The organism is Pseudomonas sp. FW305-96, from assembly GCF_058783825.1.
On the sequence record NZ_JBYSYW010000002.1, the window covers coordinates 21,955 to 39,142 of the forward strand.

Genomic DNA, 17,188 nt, shown 5'->3' on the forward strand with positions numbered 1-17,188 from the left:
AACAGAGAAAGCGACCTTAGGGTCGCTTTTTTTGTTTCTGGCGTTGCGTCAGAATCCCCTGTCCGCCGCAACTGGCCAGCAGGCCTTGCGCCGGTTCCTACCGCAAGCAAGAGACCGACCATGCAGGATGCCAGCCTCTCTCCCGCTCCGACACACACCACTCCCTTGCTGGGAATCGACCTGGGTACCACCAACAGCCTGATCGCCGTCTGGCAGGATGGCGAAGCGCGGCTGATCGCCAATGCCCTGGGCGAGGTGCTGACGCCGTCGGTGGTCAGCGTCGATGACGATGGCAGCATCCTCGTCGGCCAGGCCGCCCGGGCGCGCCTGACCACGCACCCTCAACGTACCGCCGCGGCGTTCAAGCGCTTCATGGGCAGCGACAAGCGTTACGCCCTGGGCGAACACCGTTTTACCCCTGAAGAGCTGTCGGCGCTGGTGCTGGGTTCGCTCAAGCAGGACGCCGAGGCCTATCTGGGCTGCCCGGTGAGCGAGGCGGTGATCTCGGTGCCGGCCTATTTCAGCGACGAGCAGCGCAAACGCACGGTGTTCGCGGCCGAACTGGCCGGGCTCAAGGTCCAGCGGCTGATCAACGAACCCACCGCCGCCGCGATGGCCTACGGCCTGCATGAGCAGAAGTTCGAGCGCACCCTGGTGTTCGACCTGGGCGGCGGCACCTTCGACGTCACGGTACTGGAGTACGCCCTGCCGTTGATCGAGGTGCATGCCTCTACCGGAGACAACTACCTGGGCGGCGAGGATTTCACCGAGGCGCTGCTGCAGGCCTGCCTGCGTGACTGGAGCCTCAAGGCCGAAGACCTGGAGCCCCAGGCCCTGGCCAGCCTGCACGACGCCATCGAGCAGCTCAAGTGCGAAGTGGGCGAGGGCAGTCGCACCTTTGCCTGGAGCATGGATGGCCAGCCCCGCGAGTGGCAGCTGGACGAGCAGAAGCTGCAGGCGATCTGGGCGCCCTTGCTGGCACGGGTACGCACTCCCATCGAACAGGCCCTGCGTGATGCCCGCTTGAGCCCGCGCGAGCTGGACAGCCTGGTGCTGGTCGGCGGCGCCACGCGCATGCCGCAGGTGCAGCAACTGGTGGCCAAGCTGTTTGGGCGCCTGCCGTACCGGCACCTGGACCCGGATACCATCGTTGCCCTCGGCGCCGCCAGCCAGGCGGCGTGCAAGGCCCGCGACGCGGCCATCGACGAACTGATCCTGACCGATGTCTGCCCCTACACCCTTGGCGTGGCCTCGTCCCGGGGCGAGGATGTCACTGGTGCCTTCTCGCCGATCATCGAGCGCAATACGATCATCCCCACGTCCAAGGTGCAGCGTTTCTACAGCAGCCACCCGGAACAGAAGTTCGTGCGCATCGCCGTGTACCAGGGCGAGCGGCCATGGGTGCGGGACAACATCCTGGTGGACAGTTTCGAGATTCCGTTGCAGCCGACCGGCGAGATCCAGTCGCTGGACGTGCGCTTCAGCTACGACATCAACGGCCTGCTGGAAGTGGACGTGACCTTCCTCGAGAGCGGCCAGAAGCACAGCCACAGTATCGACCGCAGCCCCACCGGGCTGGATGCGCAGGCACGCCAGGCCAGTGAGGAACGCCTGGCAAAATTGAAGATCCACCCACGTGACACGCTGCCCAACCGCACTTTGCTGGCCCGCCTGGAGCGAGCCTGGATGCAGAGCCTGGGCGACGAGCGCGAGCTGATCGGCAGCTGGCTGGACGCCTTCAATGCCGTGCTGGCCGGGCAGCAGGCCGGCGAGATCAGCCGTGAGCGCCAGGCATTGAGCCAGGCGCTCGACGAGCTGCGTTACTGAGCGTTGAGCCGGCGCAGGGTGGCCTGCAGGCCGCCTTCCAGCGGCTGCCCTTTGCCCGGTACCGGGCCGTAACGGTTTGGCAGCTTGTCGCCGGGCAGGCCCAGCAGCACCAGTGACGAGAACGGCAGCACGCGGGTCAGCACCATCACCAGCAGCAGTGCCGGCACGCCGTGGCCGAGGTCGCGCAGGCGACGCAGGAAGCCGCTGATCGACAAGACGCTGATCACCACCAACATCGCCGGGATATGGAGCATCAGGCTGGCGCCCAAGGCGATGATTGCCACGTGCACGGCCAGGCCCGTGCGGTTCAGTCGACTCTTGAGCTTCCAGAACGCCCACATCGGCGCCGGCGGTTCCTTGATCATGTCCAACAGCAGGCGTTCGCTCCATGACAGCACGGCCATGATCGCGCAGCGCAGGCCGGGGTCCTGTTCCGGATCGTCCTTGACCTTTTGCAGGGCGCGCAGCAGCCGGGTCTTGGGTGGGGTGCAAGTGTTCAGCAGGCGGTGCAGCGCATCCAGTACGTCGTCGACCGTGCGGCTGTCGAGGCCTTGCGCGCGCACCGCGGCAGCCGGCGGATGCTTGGCCTGGCCGTTCAGCAACCCCCGGCGCAGCGCTTCGAACCAGTCGTCTTGCAGGTCCAGCGCCTGCATGCGGTCGCGCAACGCGCAGCGCTGTGGTTCGTCCAGCGACGGATCATGGTGCAGCACTGCGCAGAACAGCAGGTAGCCCAGCGGATAATCGGTACGCAGTCCGCCGTCGTCGTTGTCCAGGCAAGCGAGCAGTTGCACGGCGTTGGGCAGGCGCGTGCTGTTGAGCGCCTGCTGCAAGGTCAGCAGGCGTGCCGAGATCAGGGCTTGTACCGGATCGCGGATATCCAGGCTGCCGAGCAGTCCACTGGCGCCTTCGGGGCTGGTCAGCAGTTGACAGAGCAGGGCGTGTGTCGGAGCGAACGGATGCTCGGCCGGGTAGTGCAACTGCCCGGGCAAGGCCGGATCGATCAGTGCCAGCCAACGTGAAGGTTGCTCCAGCAGGGCCAGCATGAACAGCTGCTGGCGGTGCCACTGCCACAGTGCCTCGCCCTCGGGCATCGAAGGTAACAGAACTCCGGCTTCGGCCAGGCGGTCTTGCAGTTGCAGGCCGAACGGGGTGGTGAACAGGCGGCGCATGTCGAACTGACGGTTGAGCGTGTGCAGGGCATGGGCCGGATAGACCCGCATGCGCCGCAGCCATTCACGGCAGACCGGGCGAATGGCATCCTCGGTCAGGGCCTCGGGCAAGGTAGCCGCCGGATCATCGCTGGCGCTGAGTTGCGTCAGCGCCTGGACCACGGGAGCCTGATCGAGCCAATGCAACTGCTGGCTCGCCTGGCGCTGGAAGCCCTCGAGGATCAGCGCGTCGAGGGCGTCCTTGGCCGGTGGCTGGGCGAGGACCAGGCGCAGCAAACCGGCCTCGCCGCGCTGCAGGGCCCAGGCATGCCAATACAAGCGGTGCAGATTGTGCTCCGGCTGCTCCTGCAGCAGCCAGGCCAGCAGCGGCAGTTCGTCGTCACCGTCCAGATGCCAGTCGACGAAGGTGCTGGCGATGCCGTCCAGCTTCAGGCGCGAGGCTTCGGACCAACGCGCCAGGGTCTGCGGTGACTGCCCCGGGCTGCCCCAGGCCTGGGCCGGGTCGCCGAGGTTCTCGGGCCAGCCGGCTGGCGTATGCAAGCAGTCGAAGGCCTGGATCAGCAAGGGCAGACGCTGGGGTTGATGGCGGGCGCAGAGGTCGATCAGCCAGCGCTCGGCCTGTGGATGCTGGTGTTGGCGGTACAGCCGCAACCAGCAGTCCAGCGCTTGTTGCTCGGCCCCCAGGGCATCGGCCTGGCGGGCCAGCAGGTAGAGCAGGTCGGCATCGTCCGGGGTTTGCGCCTGTTGTGCCTGGAGCAGTCCGTGGAAGGTCCGGCTGGCGATGCCGGCCTGGCTGAACTGCACCAGCAGGCGCTGTACCAGCGCCGAGTCGTCCGGGATCGCCAGGCAGGTATGCACGCTGGCGAACTGCTCGTACTCGAACAATGGGCGGTGCTGGTAACAGTACTCGAGGCTGCGGAAATACCACAGGCTCTCCATCTGCGCCGGGGCTGGCCAGTCGCGCATGCATGCGGTATCGAAGGGGTCCGGCTGCGCGAGACGGTCGAGGAAGGCTTCCACTTCGTGGGGGTTGTCCAGGCGCAGCAACTGGTCGGCCCAGCCCAGGCGCCGGGCTAGCAGGCCCGCGCAGTGATGGGACAGCGGCCCGCAGTCGCGCAGGGTGTGCAACAGCTGCCAGCCGAGGTCGTCCAGTTCGTCCAGTGGCAGTTCGTCCAGCTCGGCGATGAAGCCCTGCCAGGCTTGCGGGTCGAAGCGCAGCGACGGCTCCTCGAGCAGGCGATGGAAGTGCTGCAGTGTCGGATGTGGGGTGTCCTCGGCGACCGTTGGCTCGGCCTCGTGGGTTTCCTGCTCGCGGGCCAGGCGCAGCGCTTCCTCGTAGGCCGCGCGCAGGGCCTGGAAACCTTCCGGGTCGGTTTCTGGGTGGTGCGTGGGCAGGCGGCCGCGGTAGGCCAGGCGGATGGCGTCCAGGTCCTGGGTCGGTTCGATCCCCAGGCGAATCCAGCAACTCATGACCAGCAGTCCTCTTCCAGGGTGGCGGGGCGCGGCGGCTCGGGCAGGTCCATGTCCCAGGGCAACCCGGCCAGCAACTCATGGGCGCCGAGGCGCAGGTTAAGCAGGATGCAGCGGTTCCAGTGCTCGCTGCCCTGGCGCTCGAGATCGGCGGCCAAGGTCTCGTCGCTGCTGTCGCTGACATTCCATAGCGCCTTGCCAAACAGGTAGCCGGCCAGGTAACAGTCCCAGCGGTTGTAGTAGTGGCGTGCGCGCAGCGCCAGGCGGTAGTGCAGGTAGAGGCTTTCGTCGCGGTCGATCAGGCCTTTCTTGACCCCGGCGCGCAGCAGGAAGCTCATGCGCCCCAGGTCCCAGGCTCGGGTGCCGCCCGGGCCACAGTCGGGGAAGGTGCGGGCGGCGTATTCGTGGCGGATGCGTTCGCGTGGGGGCAAGGTGTCGAGCAGGGCCTGCCACTGGCTGGGCAGGCAGCGCTGGTACTGCCAGTAGGCTTCGCTCATTTCGGTGGCGTGGCCGTTGTCGGCCATGTTCAGCATGTCCAGCAACTGGGCGCGGTCGCTGATCCCCCACCAGCGCTCCAGATCGGTCTGGTCTTCCCCTTCGAAGTAGTCGGGGGCGGTGTAGCTGGCGCCGTTGAGGGCGGCCATGGGGGCGGAGAGGGCATGCAGCCAGTGCTGCGCGGTTTCGTCCATGAAAAGGTCCTGGAGGCGCTGGGAACTGGCGGGGATTGTATAGGAATACGCGCGTCGGGTTGTCAGGGGTATGTCCCAAGCCGGTAAGCTTCGGCCACCTCCCGGAGCACCTCGCACAACCACTGCGCCGGCAGGCTCTGCGCCAGGGCCGCATTGCGGCAGATGCCCACCGAGCCGCCCGGCTCACGCACGCCCAGGTCGAGCTCGACCAGTTCTCCCCGCCCGAGGTCGATCAGCACGGCATCGCGCGGCGCCACCCAGACCGCCTCGCTGCCCAGCACGTAGCGCCTGCTCAAGGCCAGCGACAGAGTCTCCAGGCGCTGTGCCGGCAGCTGGATCGCGCATTGCACGAACAGGCTGTCGGCATGCCGGCGAATGGTCGTGCCTGGCGGTGGCAGCACCAGTGGATAGGCACCGACCTGCGTGCGATCAATAGGCTGAGCCGCCAGCAGCGGATGTCCGGGTCGCACCACCAGGGTCATCGACTCGCTGTACAGGTGCTCGAACGACAGCCCTTGGATCTGCGGGCTGTCGGTCATACGGCCTATCACCAGTTCCAGCTCGCCAAGGTGCAACTGCCCGAGCAGCTGGGCGCTGGCCCCGGTCACCACGCTGATTACCAATGCCTCGTGCTGCTGGTGCAAGCGGCACAGCACCTCGGGCATCAGTAACCCTTCGACAGTCGACAGCACGCCAATACGCACCTGCGACGGCGCCCGCGCTTCCCCTCGCACGCTGCCGACCCCGTCACGCAGCGCTTGCACGCTGGGGCCGGCATAGCGCATGAAGCGGGTACCGGCCGGGGTCAGGGCGACGCCCTGGTGGCTGCGCTCGAACAGGCGAGCTTCCAGCAGATCCTCCAGCTCCTTGAGGGTCTTGGAGATCGCAGGCTGGCTGATCGCCAGCACGTCGGCGGCCCTGGCCAGGCTGCCCTGTCGGGCAATCTCCAGGAAGCACAGCAGATGGCGGAACTTGATGCGGGTATCGAGGTTCATGCCGGGCAGTGTATCCGTGCGGGCCAGACCTGCAACGTCCGGGTGATCTTCGTCGGCGGACGGCGGTTCCTCCCTTGCAGGCAAAGCCCCGAACCTTTAGCGTGTGCCGCTTCGATGCATGGAGCTGCGCAATGGCCGCCTACCTGACCCAGGACCTGGTCCTTGAACTGGGCGATGAAACGCCCGAAGACACCACCATGAACATGCTGACCTTCCGTCAGCGTGGCACCACCCTGGTGATCGCCCGCAGTCCGCTGGCTGCCGGGCAGACGCTGGAGGCGCTTTACCAGCAGCAACTGGCGCAGTTGCGTGAACGCCTTGGGGCGGTCATCAGCGACCCACTGCCGGTCAGCGCCGGCGTCGATCGTGCCATTCACGGCTTGGAAGTCAGCCTGCAGTTCAAGCGCGGCGAAGTGGTCTCGTATCAACGTCAGTTGGCCTACACGCCAAGCGGGCAGGCCCGTTTCGTGGCGGTCAGCTATAGCAAGGAAACACCGCTGGAAGCGGTCGATCTTGCCCATTGGGAAGCCATCAAGGCAGGCTTGCGGCTGAACTGACCCGGGCGGATTCGAGGCTGTACCTTGATCTCACTGACGTCGGGTGATCGAGCTGTACCTGGCCGTGTCATATGAGCCTCAGCCCCAATTCGACCGTCACCCCACGGATACGCACCGGCCACACTGGCAAGTGCTGTGTCGGATCCTCCAGGCACGCGCCGTCCTGCAGGCAGAAATGCTGCTTGTAGAGCGGTGCCACCACCACCACCGTTGCTCCCAGGCTGGCCAGCAGTCCACGGCCGATGGTGTTCGCGCCTGAGCGTGGGTCGCGGTTGCCGACGGCATACAGCTCCCGCCCTTGTCCCGGCACGTAGAACAACGCCACCTGCTCGCCCTCGTGCCACACCACCACCCCGGAGTCGGCGACCAGGTCGCTGGCCTGGCACACCGCCTGCCAGCGGGTTTCACTTGCTACAGCCGTGTTGGACAGGTTCATCACATTGCCTCCTCATGGGTGGGAATCAACTGCAGGGGCGCCGCCGGCCGGCGTTGGCCACGCTCGCGCACGAAGTGCACATCGGGATCGCCGCGTTGGTCATTGACGAAGGTGCGGAAGCGCTTGAGCTTTTCCGGATCGCCCAAGGCGTTGGCCCATTCGCATTCGTAACGGTCGACCACCTGCTGCATCTGCGTCTCGAGTTCGCGGGCCAGGCCCAGGCTGTCGTCGATTACCACCTGTTTGAGGTAGTCGAGCCCGCCCTCGAGGCCCTCGCGCCACACCGAGGTGCGCTGCAGTTTGTCGGCGGTGCGGATGTAGAACATCAGCACGCGGTCGATCAGGCGCACCAAGGTCTCGTCGTCCAGGTCGGTGGCGAACAGTTCGGCGTGGCGTGGGCGCATGCCGCCATTGCCGCACACGTAGAGATTCCAGCCCTTGTCGGTGGCGATCACGCCAATGTCCTTGCTTTGCGCCTCGGCGCATTCGCGGGTGCAGCCAGACACCGCGAACTTGAGCTTGTGCGGCGCGCGCAGGCCCTTGTAGCGGTCCTCCAGGCGCAGCGCCATGGCCACGCTGTCCTGCACGCCATAGCGGCACCAGGTGCTGCCGACGCAGGATTTCACCGTGCGCGTCGACTTGCCGTAGGCGTGCCCGGTCTCGAAGCCGGCGGCGATCAGCTCGCCCCAGATCAGCGGCAGTTCGTGCAACTGGGCACCGAACAGGTCGATGCGCTGGCCGCCGGTGATCTTGGTATAGAGGTCGTACTTCTTTGCCACCTGGCCGATCACGATCAGTTTTTCCGGGGTGATCTCGCCGCCGGGGATGCGCGGCACCACCGAGTAGGTGCCGTTCTTCTGCATGTTGGCCATGAAGGTGTCGTTGGTGTCCTGCAGCGGTACCAGCGCCGGGTCCATGATCGGCTGGTTCCAGCACGAGGCGAGGATGTTGCCCACCGCCGGCTTGCAGATGGCGCAACCCACCTGGCCTTTGCCATGGCGTTCGAGCAGCTCGTTGAAGGTGCGGATGCCTTCTACCCGCACCAGCCCGTAGAGCTCCTGGCGGGTGTAGGCGAAGTGTTCGCACAGGCTCTTGTCGACGGTCACGCCGCGGGCGCTCAGTTCGTGCTCGAACACGTGCTTGAGCAGCGCCGCGCAACCGCCGCAACCGCTGGCGGCCTTGGTGCATGCCTTGACGGCGGCGAGGTCGCCGCAGCCACTGTCGATGGCGGCGCACACCGCGCTCTTGCTGACGTTGTGACACGAGCAGATGGTCGCGCTGTCGGGCAAGGCATCGGCGCCCAGCGCCGGCGCGCCGCAGCCCTGGGGCAGAATCAGCGCGGCCGGGTCGGCCGGTAGCTTGATGCCGTTCTGGGCGTATTGCAGCAGGGTGTCGTAGTAGCTGTTGTCGCCGACCAGCACCGCGCCAAGCACACGCTTGCCGCTGGCATCGACCACCAGGCGCCGGTAGGAGGCCGTGGCTTCGTCGATGAAGCGATAGCTGCGCGCCCCCGGCGTGACGCCCTGGGCATCGCCGATGGAGCCAACATCCACACCCAGCAGCTTGAGCTTGGTCGACATGTCGGCGCCGCTGAACTCGCTTGCCGACTCGCCCATCAACAGGGCTGCCAGGTTACGTGCCATGGCGTATCCCGGGGCGACCAGGCCGAACGCGCTGCCGTTCCACGAAGCGCATTCGCCGATGGCGAAGATGCGCGGGTCGCTGGAGCGGCACTGACCGTCGATCACCACGCCGCCGCGGGGGGCGATTGTAAGGCCGCAGGTTCGGCCCAGGGCATCCTGCGGGCGGATGCCGGCGGAGAACACGATCAGGTCGGTTTCCAGGTGTTCGCCGCCGTCGAAATTCATGCGGTAGCGGTAGTGTTCGCCTGTGCTGATCGACTGAGTGGCGCGGGCCAGGTGCACGCCTACGCCCAGCGCCTCGATGCGCGCCTTGAGCGCCGCGCCGCCCTCGCTATCCAACTGGACTGGCATCAGCCGCGGCGCGAACTCCACCACATGCGCTTGCAGGCCTAGCGACTTGAGGGCGTTGGCGGCCTCGAGGCCGAGCAGGCCGCCGCCGACCACCACGCCGCGGCGGGCGCTGCCGGCGGCGGCGCGGATCGCATCGAGGTCTTCGAGGGTGCGATAGACCAGGCGCGCATTGCCGCTGGACCCTTCGATGGGCGGCACGAACGGATAGGAGCCGGTGGCCAGGATCAACTGTTCGTAGCCGAGGCGGCCTTCGGCGGTGATCACTTCCTGGCGTTCGCGATCAATATCCACTACCGCCTCGCCCAGGTGCAGGTGCACGCCGTTGCTCGCATAGTAGTCGCGGTCGCACAGGGCCAGGGTTTCGGCGCAACTGCCGGTGAAGTATTCCGAGAGGTGCACCCTGTCGTAGGCGCGCTGGCGCTCCTCGGCGAACACGTGCAGCTCGAAGCGCGCGCTGGCGCCGCGTTCGATCAGTTGCTCGACGCAGTGATGGCCGACCATGCCGTTGCCGACGATGACCAGTCGCGCTCGTTGTGCTTCGTTCGCTGTTGCCTGCATAGCCGATCCTCGATCACGGAAAAACGAAAAAGGCGCCTGGAGCCGAAGCTCCAGGCGCCTTTGCCTGTACTCATCAGTGTCAGGCCCCTGGACGATCGCCGTTGATCGAGGGGCTGTTGTACTTCGTTGAAAAGCAGGGAGTGTGCCAAGCGGCCACTCATCGGTAGCCTTCACGGGACTCACCGCCGGAAAGCCGGCTCCCACCGGGCTGCGGGCCCGTATGCGGCGTATCCTTGTGGGAGCCGGCTTGCCGGCGATGAGGCCGTTCGGGGCACAACAAAGGTGCAAGCCTCACCAGCGTGGTGCATCAATACACATCCCGCAGGTAGCGCTTGTCCCGCCCCAACCCCTCGACATACGCCGCAGCTGTGGTCTCGTCCAGGCCGCCGTGCTCCGCCACGAGCTGGCGCAAGGCCGTGTCCACATCCCGGGCCATATGCCGGGCATCGCCACACACATACACATGGGCACCCGCCTGCAGCCATTGCCACAGCTCGGCGCCGTGTTCCAGCAGGCGATGCTGCACATAGACTTTTTCCACCTGGTCACGGGAGAACGCCGTGCTCAGGCGCACATGCCCGCAGGCCTCCCAGGCCTGCAATTGTTCGCGGTAGTAGAAATCGCAGGCGGCATGCTGTTCGCCGAAGAACAGCCAGTTGCGCCCTGGGGCCCCACGTAGTTCGCGCTCTTCGAGGAAGGCGCGGAAGGGGGCGATACCGGTACCGGGGCCGATCATGACGATAGGCACCCCGTCGTCCTCGGGCAGGTGGAAATGTTTCGATGGCTGCGCAAATACCCCCACCTCCAGCGCCGCTGCCCGGTCCGCGAGGAAGCTCGAACAGACGCCCTTGCGCTCGCCATGGCGCACGATGGAGACGGTCAGGTGTACCTGGCCGGGATGAGCCCGGGGGCTGGAGCTGATCGAGTACAGGCGCGGCTGCAAGGGTTTCAGCAGCGACAACCAGTTGCCCAGCGGCATGGCCTGGGGGTACTCGCGCAGCACGTCGGCCAACTGGCGGCCCCACAGCCATTCCTTGAGTTCGTCCTTGCATGCTGGCAGCAGCAGGCGTTGCAAGCCGCTGGCGTGCTGGCTGAAGACTTCGAGTTGCTGGCGGCTGACCTGGGTGATGTCCAGGTGCCGCTCAAGCGCGGTTCGCAGGGGCATTGGGGCATGGCCCTCGAGTTCGATCTCGGCCTGGCCGTCCAGCTGCATCAGCATCAGCAGCTCGTCGACCAGGCCCGGGCAATTGCGCGGCCATACGCCCAGGGCATCGCCGGGTTGATAGCGCAGGTCGCTGCCGGACAGGTCGAAGACCAGTTGGCGAGTCTCCTTGGTTGAATCCGGGCCGCTGAGGAGGCGGTTCTCCCGCAAGGTGGCAGGCCAGGGCTGGTGTTTGCCGCGGGCGGTGGCCGACGCGGTGGTGGTAGCCGTCGGGGTACTGCCAAGCTTGGGCAGCAGGGCATCGAGCCAGGCGCCGAAGGCCGCTTCGCAATCCGGCTCGCAGTCGACCCGGGCCAGCAGACGCCGGGCCCCCAGCTCGGCCAGGCGTTGGTCGAGCTTGCGACCGAAGCCGCAGAACTGGTCGTAGCTCGAATCCCCCAGGGCCAGCACGGCGTAGGGCAGCGTGGCACAGCTGGCGCCTTCTTCGTCCTGCAGGGCTCGCCAGAACGTGGCGCCGCTGTCCGGCGCATCGCCGTCGCCGAAGGTGCTGGCGATCAGCAGCAGGCTGGCGGCGCCTCGCAGTTGGGATGGGCGCACCTCCTCCATGCAACTGAGCGCGACCACCAGCCCCGCGTCGCGCAGGTGCTGGGCGCAGCGTTCGGCGAGGTGCTCGCCATTGCCGGTCTGCGAGGCCCACAGCACGTGGTGACGAGGGCTTTCGAGCGCTGCTTGCGACGCCGGCGCGGGCCGGGCGAACAGGCCGGCCAGCAGGCCGTTGACGAACAGGCGTCGCTCCGGCGCCAGGGGCGCATCGGGCGGCAGGCAAGGCACGTTTTCGGTGCGGGCCTGGCTCAGGCCGAGCAGGAAACCTTGCAGGTAATGGCGTTCTTGCTCGGCCAGGATCGGAGCCGGCAATGTCTCTAGGCCGAGCAGGCGGGACAGGGTGGCGGTGGGCATGGCGATGGGGGCCGGGGGAAGCGTCAGTTCAAGGGTGTCGATGCGCTCGCCGGCGACCCGTTCCAGGGCCACGGCACAGTGCTTGAGGGCCGGCTGCAGCGAAGTCGGGTCCACCGCGTCGCAGGTCACCGCGTTGATTGCCAGTTGCTCGCCGTACAGATCGTTCCAGTGAAACGGGGCGAAACAGTTGCCCGGCAGCACCCGCTCGCTGAGTCGCGCCGGCAGCACGGCCTGGCCGCGGCGCGAACGGATCGCCACCTGGTCCTTGTCCGCGATACCCAGGCGCCGGGCGTCGTCGGGGTGGATCTCGACAAAGGGACCGGGCTCCAGCTTGTTGAGGCTGGGTACCTGGCCAGTCTTGGTCAGCGTGTGCCACTGGTGCTGCACGCGGCCGGTGTTGAGCACGAAGGGGAAGGCATCGTCGGGCAGCTCCGCCGGCGGCAGCCAGGGGCGGGCGAAGAACCGGGCCTTGCCGGTGGGCGTCGGAAACACCGGCGTCTGTGGGGCGTCTGGCGCGACATAGCGCTGGGGGCTGCGAGCGTCCTTGCGCCCCGGCGCGCTTGGCCACTGCCGCGGGCCCTGGCGCAGGCCGGCATAGTCGATGCCGCGCAGGTCGTAGCCGGTGTCCGGGTTGTGGAAGCGGCGGATCTCATCGAACACCGCTTCGGCGTCGGGGTAGTCGAAGGCGTGCGCATAACCCAGGGCACAGGCGATGCGCGCGATCAGGCGCCAGTCCTCGAGGCTTTCGCCGGGCGCCTCGACGGCGCGGGGCATCAAGGTCAGGTTGCGCTCGCTGTTGATCATCACCCCTTCGCCCTCGGCCCACAATGACGCCGGCAGCAGGATGTCGGCGTAGCGGTTGGTCTCGGTGTCGAGGAAGGCGTCCTGGCTGATCACCAGCTGTGCCTGGCGCAGGCCGTCGATCACCTGCTGGCGGTTGGCGACGCTGGCCACCGGGTTGCTGCAGATGATCCAGCAGGCTTTCACCTCGCCATGCTTGAGCTGCTCGAACAGTGCCACGGTGCCTTCGCCCCCTTCGTCGCGCAGGGTGCCGGGGGGCAGTTGCCATTGCGCTTCGACGAAGGCGCGGTCGGCTGCCACCTGCGCCGAACGCTGGCCCGGCAGGCCCGGCCCCATGTAACCCATCTCGCGGCCGCCCATGGCATTGGGTTGGCCGGTCAGCGAGAACGGCCCGCTGCCGGGGCGGCAGATGGCGCCGGTGGCCAGGTGCAGGTTGCACAGGGCATTGCTGTGCCAGGTGCCGTGGATGCTCTGGTTCAGGCCCATGGTCCAGCAGCTCATCCATTCGCCCGCCTCGCCGATCAGGCGGGCGGCTTCGCGGATGTCGGCCTCGGCCAGTCCGGTGATGGCCGCGACGCGTTCGGGGGGGTAGTCTGCGAGAAACGCCGGCAGTGCCTCCCAGCCTTCGGTGTGGCGGGCGATGAAGTCCGCGTCGGTGTGGCCATTGGCATGCAGCAGGTGCAGCAGGCCATTGAGCAGGGCCAGATCGGTACCCGGGCGCAGTTGCAGGAACAGGTCGGCCTTGTCGGCGGTGGCGCTGCGCCGGGGGTCGACGACTATCAGCCTGGCACCGGCCTTGAGGCGGTCGAGCAGGCGCAGGAACAGGATCGGGTGGCAGTCGGCCATGTTCGCGCCGATCACCAGGAACACCTCGGCGCGCTCGAAATCCTGATAACTGCCGGGTGGGCCGTCGGCGCCCAGCGATTGCTTGTAGCCGCTGCCGGCACTGGCCATGCACAGGCGTGAGTTGGACTCGATATGGCGGGTGCGGATGAAGCCCTTGGCCAGTTTGTTGGCCAGGTACTGGGCCTCCAGCGACATTTGCCCGGAGACATAGAAAGCCACGGCGTCGGCGCCGTGGGTATCGATGATCGTGCGCAGGCGCCCGGCCGTCTCGGCGATGGCGGTCTGCAGCGGGCGACGGGCTGGCTGCTGGCTGCGCTGGTCACGGACGAACGCGTGGGCCATGCGCCCGGCCTCCAGCGGCACATGGGCGGTCAGCCCCTTGGTGCACAGGCGCCCGAAGTTGCTGGGGTGCTGCTTGTCGCCGCTGACTTTGACGATCTTGCCTTCACTCACGTGCATGACGATGCCGCACCCGACTCCGCAATACGGGCAAACACTGCGCACTTCACTGCCGCTCATCACGATCTCCTGCTGACGAAACGACAAAGGCGCCGGCTGCCCGGCCTGCAAGTGGCAAGCGGGGCAACACGGCGCCTTCGTCGTGGAGGGAGGACCATCGGCGTTGATGGCCTCGATGCCTTGCCGGCAGCAAATCCCGGGCCATATCACGGCGGGGCGCGTCTCTGCGGTGTGAGTGGGCTCGCCCGGGAGGGGCGCGCGCACCGATATGGGGAACGGTGCACCAGCGAATGGCGCCAGCTGGCTTATGGATATATGATTCGCATGCGTTTCATATATAGGTAATCGCACATGGGCATCGTCAAGATCGCCGACGACCTCCACGAAGACCTGCGCGTGGCCAGCGCCGCGCTGTCGCGCTCGATCAACGCCCAGGCCGAGCACTGGATCCGCATCGGCATGCTGGCCGAGTTGCACCCGCAGGCCACCTACCAGGAACTGCTGCGCCAGTTGCTGCGCCAGGAGCAGGCCAATCTCAAGGAGCTGCTGCAATGAGCAAGGTCATCCTCAAGGACGCCGCCCAGCTCGAATTGATGCGCCGTGCCGGCCAGTTGCTGGCCCGGGTGTTCGCCGACCTCGACGGTTTCATCCGCCCCGGCGTGACTACCATGCAGATCAACGACCGCGCCGAGGCCTTCATCGTCCAGACCCTCAAGGCGCGGCCGGCGAGCAAGGGCCAGTATGGTTTTCCCTTTGCCCTGAACACCTCGGTGGACCATGTGGTCTGCCATGGCATGCCCAAGGCCGACGAGGTGCTGAAGGAGGGTTCGATCGTCAACGTCGACATCACCCTGGAGCAGGGCGGCTATATCGCCGATTCGTCGAAGATGTACAGCATCGGCCAGATCGGCGAAGAGGCCCGGCGGCTGGTGGACACCACCTATGCCGCGCTGTGGAAGGGCATCGAGCAGGTGCGCCCCGGCGCGACCCTCGGTGATATCGGCCACGCCATCCAGGCCCACGCCGAGGCCGCCGGCTACAGCGTGGTGCGCGAGTATTGCGGGCACGGCATCGGCACGCAGATGCACGAGGCGCCGGAGGTGCTGCACTACGGCCAGCGTGGCACGGGCATGAAGCTGCAACCAGGGATGGTGTTCACCATCGAGCCGATGATCAACCAGGGTGGGCGCGGGACCCGCGGTTTGCGCGATGGCTGGACGGTAATTACCCGTGACCGGAGCCTGTCGGCGCAATGGGAGCACACCGTGGCGGTGACGCAGAGTGGCGTCGAGGTGCTGACCTTGCGCGAGGAGGAACGAGCGGCGCAGGGCGATGGGCAAACGCCCCTCGGAGCCATGGTCTAGGCTGAAACCTACCGGTACCGGCCCACGCCCCACGCCCCACTACAAATGCCGGCCCGGCAACCATTGGAGTCCCTGGGAGGTGCGCCATGAGCCTGCTGCTCGAACCCTATACCCTGCGTCAGCTGACCCTGCCCAACCGTATCGCCGTTTCCCCCATGTGCCAGTACTCCGCCGTCGACGGCCTGGCCAATGACTGGCACCTGGTGCACCTGGGCAGCCGCGCTGTCGGTGGCGCCGGCCTGGTGATCAGTGAAGCGGTCGCGGTCACCGCCGATGGGCGCATCACTGCAGAAGACCTCGGCCTGTGGAACGACGAGCAGATCCCCGCGCTGCAGCGCATCACCCGCTTCATCACCGCCCAGGGCGCCGTCCCCGGCATCCAACTGGCCCACGCCGGACGCAAGGCCAGCACCCACAGGCCGTGGCTGGGCAAGCACGGCAGCGTCAAGCTTGAAGACGGCGGCTGGCAGCCGGTAGGACCCTCCAGGATTGCCTTCGACCCCGAGCACACCGTCCCCCATGAACTGAGCAAGGACGAGATCCAGCAGGTCGTCAGCGCGTTCGTCGCCGCCACCGAGCGGGCGTTGAAGGCCGGCTTCAAGGTCGTCGAGATCCACGCTGCCCACGGCTACCTGCTGCACCAGTTCCTCTCGCCGCTGAGCAACCAGCGCCGCGACGAGTACGGCAGCTGCTTTGAAAACCGTATCCGCCTGACCCTGCAAGTCGCCGAGGCGGTGCGCCAGGCCTGGCCACAGGAGCTGCCGCTGTTGGTGCGGGTGTCGGCCACCGACTGGGTCGAGGATGGCTGGAACCCGGACGAGACCGTGGAACTGGCCCGCCGGCTACGCGCCTTGGGCGTCGACCTGATCGACGTGTCGTCGGGAGGGACCTCGGTCAATGCAGAAATCCCCACTGGCCCCGGCTACCAGACCCGTTTCGCCGAGCGGGTGCGCAAGGAGTCGGAGATCGCCACCGGCACCGTCGGCATGATCACCGAGCCGGCCCAGGCCGAGCATATCCTGCGCACCGGCCAGGCCGATATGATCTTCCTGGCCCGCGAACTGTTGCGCGACCCTTACTGGCCATTGCACGCCGACGACGACCTGGGCGGCAACAAGGCGACCTGGCCGGCGCAATACCAACGCGCGACAAGCCGGGCCAACCCGATCCACGAATCGGACCTGCGCGACTGACTCAGCTGCAGGCGGCCTGGCTGAGGATGTCGCTGACCCACTGGTTGATGCTCTTCTGCGCCAGCTCGGCCTTGGCCGCCACGCTGGCGTGGAGAGCAGGCTCCAGGCGCAGGCTGAGTTTGCCGGAGTAAGTTTTCTGCGGTTCACGCCCCAGGCGCCGACAGGTTTCGAGGTAGTCGTCGACAGCTTCCTCGAACGCCTGGCGCAATTCACTGATCGACTCGCCATGGAAGCCGATCACGTCGCGGATCCCGGCGACATGGCCGATCAGCAACTGGTCTTCGTCGCTGTATTCGATGCGCGCCGAGTAGCCGCGGTAATTCATCACATTCATGGTGTAACTCCTGCCTGCTCCAGGAACTGGCGGGCATCGCGCACCTGATAGGGTTTGGCGTGCCGGTCGGGGTGAGGACGATGAAAGGTCGCAACCTCACCGTTGAGTTCGAAGCGCACACGCGAGCCTCTACCCTCGATAACCCGGGCACCGAGCGAGACCAGCAGGGACTCCAGGCGCGACCAGTCCAGCGTTCGGGGAACGGGCTTGTTGAAGACAAGTTCGAGTAACGCACGTTGACGATTATTCATGGTATCAGTCTGTGATACCAGCGCCATTGAACTCAATAGATCGGCGGTAGGGTGTAGTTCAGGCGATAGGCAGGAAAAATCGCGTTGCTTTGCAGGAAAAAAGCCGGTGGGTGTTTTGCCCCCACC

The 17,188-nt window shown here is 66.7% G+C and carries 13 protein-coding genes; 5 read left to right on the top strand and 8 right to left on the bottom strand.

Annotated elements, in window-relative coordinates; genetic code table 11:
• The first annotated feature begins 120 nt into the window (after window positions 1-120).
• Complete coding sequence (locus AC3WL2_RS01485; protein WP_102681588.1) at window positions 121-1,827, top strand: molecular chaperone HscC; 1,707 nt, start codon at window positions 121-123, stop codon at window positions 1,825-1,827.
• On the opposite strand, the gene AC3WL2_RS01490 is transcribed toward AC3WL2_RS01485, so the two are convergent.
• The 3 genes from AC3WL2_RS01490 to pcaQ all read right to left on the bottom strand — a co-directional run bounded on the left by AC3WL2_RS01490 (window position 1,821) and on the right by pcaQ (window position 6,150).
• Complete coding sequence (locus tag AC3WL2_RS01490; RefSeq protein ID WP_102681589.1) at window positions 1,821-4,466, bottom strand: DUF805 domain-containing protein; 2,646 nt, start codon at window positions 4,464-4,466, stop codon at window positions 1,821-1,823. The genes AC3WL2_RS01485 and AC3WL2_RS01490 overlap by 7 nt on opposite strands.
• Window positions 4,463-5,155 (bottom strand): DUF1266 domain-containing protein, encoded by a 693-nt coding sequence (locus AC3WL2_RS01495; RefSeq protein WP_102681590.1) that lies wholly within the window; start codon window positions 5,153-5,155, stop codon window positions 4,463-4,465. Before AC3WL2_RS01495 ends, AC3WL2_RS01490 begins: the two co-directional genes overlap by 4 nt.
• Window positions 5,156-5,217: 62 nt before the next feature.
• Window positions 5,218-6,150: a pca operon transcription factor PcaQ gene (gene pcaQ, locus AC3WL2_RS01500; protein ID WP_102681591.1), complete on the bottom strand. Its 933-nt coding sequence runs from the start codon at window positions 6,148-6,150 to the stop codon at window positions 5,218-5,220.
• A 131-nt stretch (window positions 6,151-6,281) separates the two neighbouring features.
• On the opposite strand from pcaQ, the gene AC3WL2_RS01505 reads away from it, so the two are divergent.
• A complete protein-coding gene (locus tag AC3WL2_RS01505; RefSeq protein ID WP_102681592.1) occupies window positions 6,282-6,707 on the top strand; it encodes a DcrB-related protein in 426 nt (141 codons plus the stop codon).
• A 67-nt stretch (window positions 6,708-6,774) separates the two neighbouring features.
• On the opposite strand, the gene nirD is transcribed toward AC3WL2_RS01505, so the two are convergent.
• The 3 genes from nirD to AC3WL2_RS01520 all read right to left on the bottom strand — a co-directional run bounded on the left by nirD (window position 6,775) and on the right by AC3WL2_RS01520 (window position 13,980).
• Window positions 6,775-7,143, bottom strand: coding sequence for a nitrite reductase small subunit NirD (nirD, locus tag AC3WL2_RS01510; RefSeq protein WP_102681593.1), 369 nt, complete (start codon window positions 7,141-7,143; stop codon window positions 6,775-6,777).
• Entirely contained in the window at window positions 7,143-9,695 is a 2,553-nt protein-coding gene (gene nirB, locus AC3WL2_RS01515) for a nitrite reductase large subunit NirB (RefSeq protein ID WP_102681594.1), read from the bottom strand. The genes nirD and nirB overlap by 1 nt, the downstream gene beginning before the upstream one ends.
• Before the next feature lie 307 nt (window positions 9,696-10,002).
• Entirely contained in the window at window positions 10,003-13,980 is a 3,978-nt protein-coding gene (locus AC3WL2_RS01520; RefSeq protein ID WP_102681595.1) for a bifunctional nitrate reductase/sulfite reductase flavoprotein subunit alpha, read from the bottom strand.
• Window positions 13,981-14,271: 291 nt separating this feature from the next.
• Here AC3WL2_RS01520 and AC3WL2_RS01525 point away from each other — a divergent pair, with 291 nt between their 5' ends.
• The 3 genes from AC3WL2_RS01525 to AC3WL2_RS01535 all read left to right on the top strand — a co-directional run bounded on the left by AC3WL2_RS01525 (window position 14,272) and on the right by AC3WL2_RS01535 (window position 16,477).
• Window positions 14,272-14,475: a ParD-like family protein gene (locus AC3WL2_RS01525; protein WP_046856862.1), complete on the top strand. Its 204-nt coding sequence runs from the start codon at window positions 14,272-14,274 to the stop codon at window positions 14,473-14,475.
• Window positions 14,472-15,284, top strand: a complete 813-nt coding sequence (map, locus tag AC3WL2_RS01530; protein WP_102681596.1) for a type I methionyl aminopeptidase — start codon at window positions 14,472-14,474, stop codon at window positions 15,282-15,284. The genes AC3WL2_RS01525 and map overlap by 4 nt, the downstream gene beginning before the upstream one ends.
• Window positions 15,285-15,370: 86 nt before the next feature.
• Window positions 15,371-16,477 carry an NADH:flavin oxidoreductase/NADH oxidase gene (locus tag AC3WL2_RS01535; protein ID WP_102681597.1) on the top strand — a complete coding sequence of 369 codons (1,107 nt, stop codon included), beginning with the start codon at window positions 15,371-15,373 and terminating at the stop codon, window positions 16,475-16,477.
• A 1-nt stretch (window position 16,478) separates the two neighbouring features.
• Here AC3WL2_RS01535 and AC3WL2_RS01540 read toward each other — a convergent pair whose 3' ends face one another.
• Window positions 16,479-16,811, bottom strand: coding sequence for a type II toxin-antitoxin system HicB family antitoxin (locus AC3WL2_RS01540; RefSeq protein WP_102681598.1), 333 nt, complete (start codon window positions 16,809-16,811; stop codon window positions 16,479-16,481).
• Complete coding sequence (locus AC3WL2_RS01545) at window positions 16,808-17,062, bottom strand: type II toxin-antitoxin system HicA family toxin (protein WP_102681724.1); 255 nt, start codon at window positions 17,060-17,062, stop codon at window positions 16,808-16,810. Before AC3WL2_RS01545 ends, AC3WL2_RS01540 begins: the two co-directional genes overlap by 4 nt.
• Window positions 17,063-17,188 lie beyond the last annotated feature (126 nt).

Bases quoted from the DNA above. Each gene is read 5' to 3' on its own strand.
- AC3WL2_RS01485 (WP_102681588.1), top strand. From the start codon at position 121: ATGCAGGATGCCAGCCTCTCTCCCGCTCCGACACACACCACTCCCTTG.
- AC3WL2_RS01540 (WP_102681598.1), bottom strand. From the start codon at position 16,811: ATGAATGTGATGAATTACCGCGGCTACTCGGCGCGCATCGAATACAGC.
- pcaQ (WP_102681591.1), bottom strand. From the start codon at position 6,150: ATGAACCTCGATACCCGCATCAAGTTCCGCCATCTGCTGTGCTTCCTG.
- AC3WL2_RS01520 (WP_102681595.1), bottom strand. From the start codon at position 13,980: ATGAGCGGCAGTGAAGTGCGCAGTGTTTGCCCGTATTGCGGAGTCGGG.
- nirB (WP_102681594.1), bottom strand. From the start codon at position 9,695: ATGCAGGCAACAGCGAACGAAGCACAACGAGCGCGACTGGTCATCGTC.
- AC3WL2_RS01490 (WP_102681589.1), bottom strand. From the start codon at position 4,466: ATGAGTTGCTGGATTCGCCTGGGGATCGAACCGACCCAGGACCTGGAC.
- nirD (WP_102681593.1), bottom strand. From the start codon at position 7,143: ATGAACCTGTCCAACACGGCTGTAGCAAGTGAAACCCGCTGGCAGGCG.
- map (WP_102681596.1), top strand. From the start codon at position 14,472: ATGAGCAAGGTCATCCTCAAGGACGCCGCCCAGCTCGAATTGATGCGC.
- AC3WL2_RS01505 (WP_102681592.1), top strand. From the start codon at position 6,282: ATGGCCGCCTACCTGACCCAGGACCTGGTCCTTGAACTGGGCGATGAA.
- AC3WL2_RS01525 (WP_046856862.1), top strand. From the start codon at position 14,272: ATGGGCATCGTCAAGATCGCCGACGACCTCCACGAAGACCTGCGCGTG.
- AC3WL2_RS01495 (WP_102681590.1), bottom strand. From the start codon at position 5,155: ATGGACGAAACCGCGCAGCACTGGCTGCATGCCCTCTCCGCCCCCATG.
- AC3WL2_RS01545 (WP_102681724.1), bottom strand. From the start codon at position 17,062: ATGAATAATCGTCAACGTGCGTTACTCGAACTTGTCTTCAACAAGCCC.
- AC3WL2_RS01535 (WP_102681597.1), top strand. From the start codon at position 15,371: ATGAGCCTGCTGCTCGAACCCTATACCCTGCGTCAGCTGACCCTGCCC.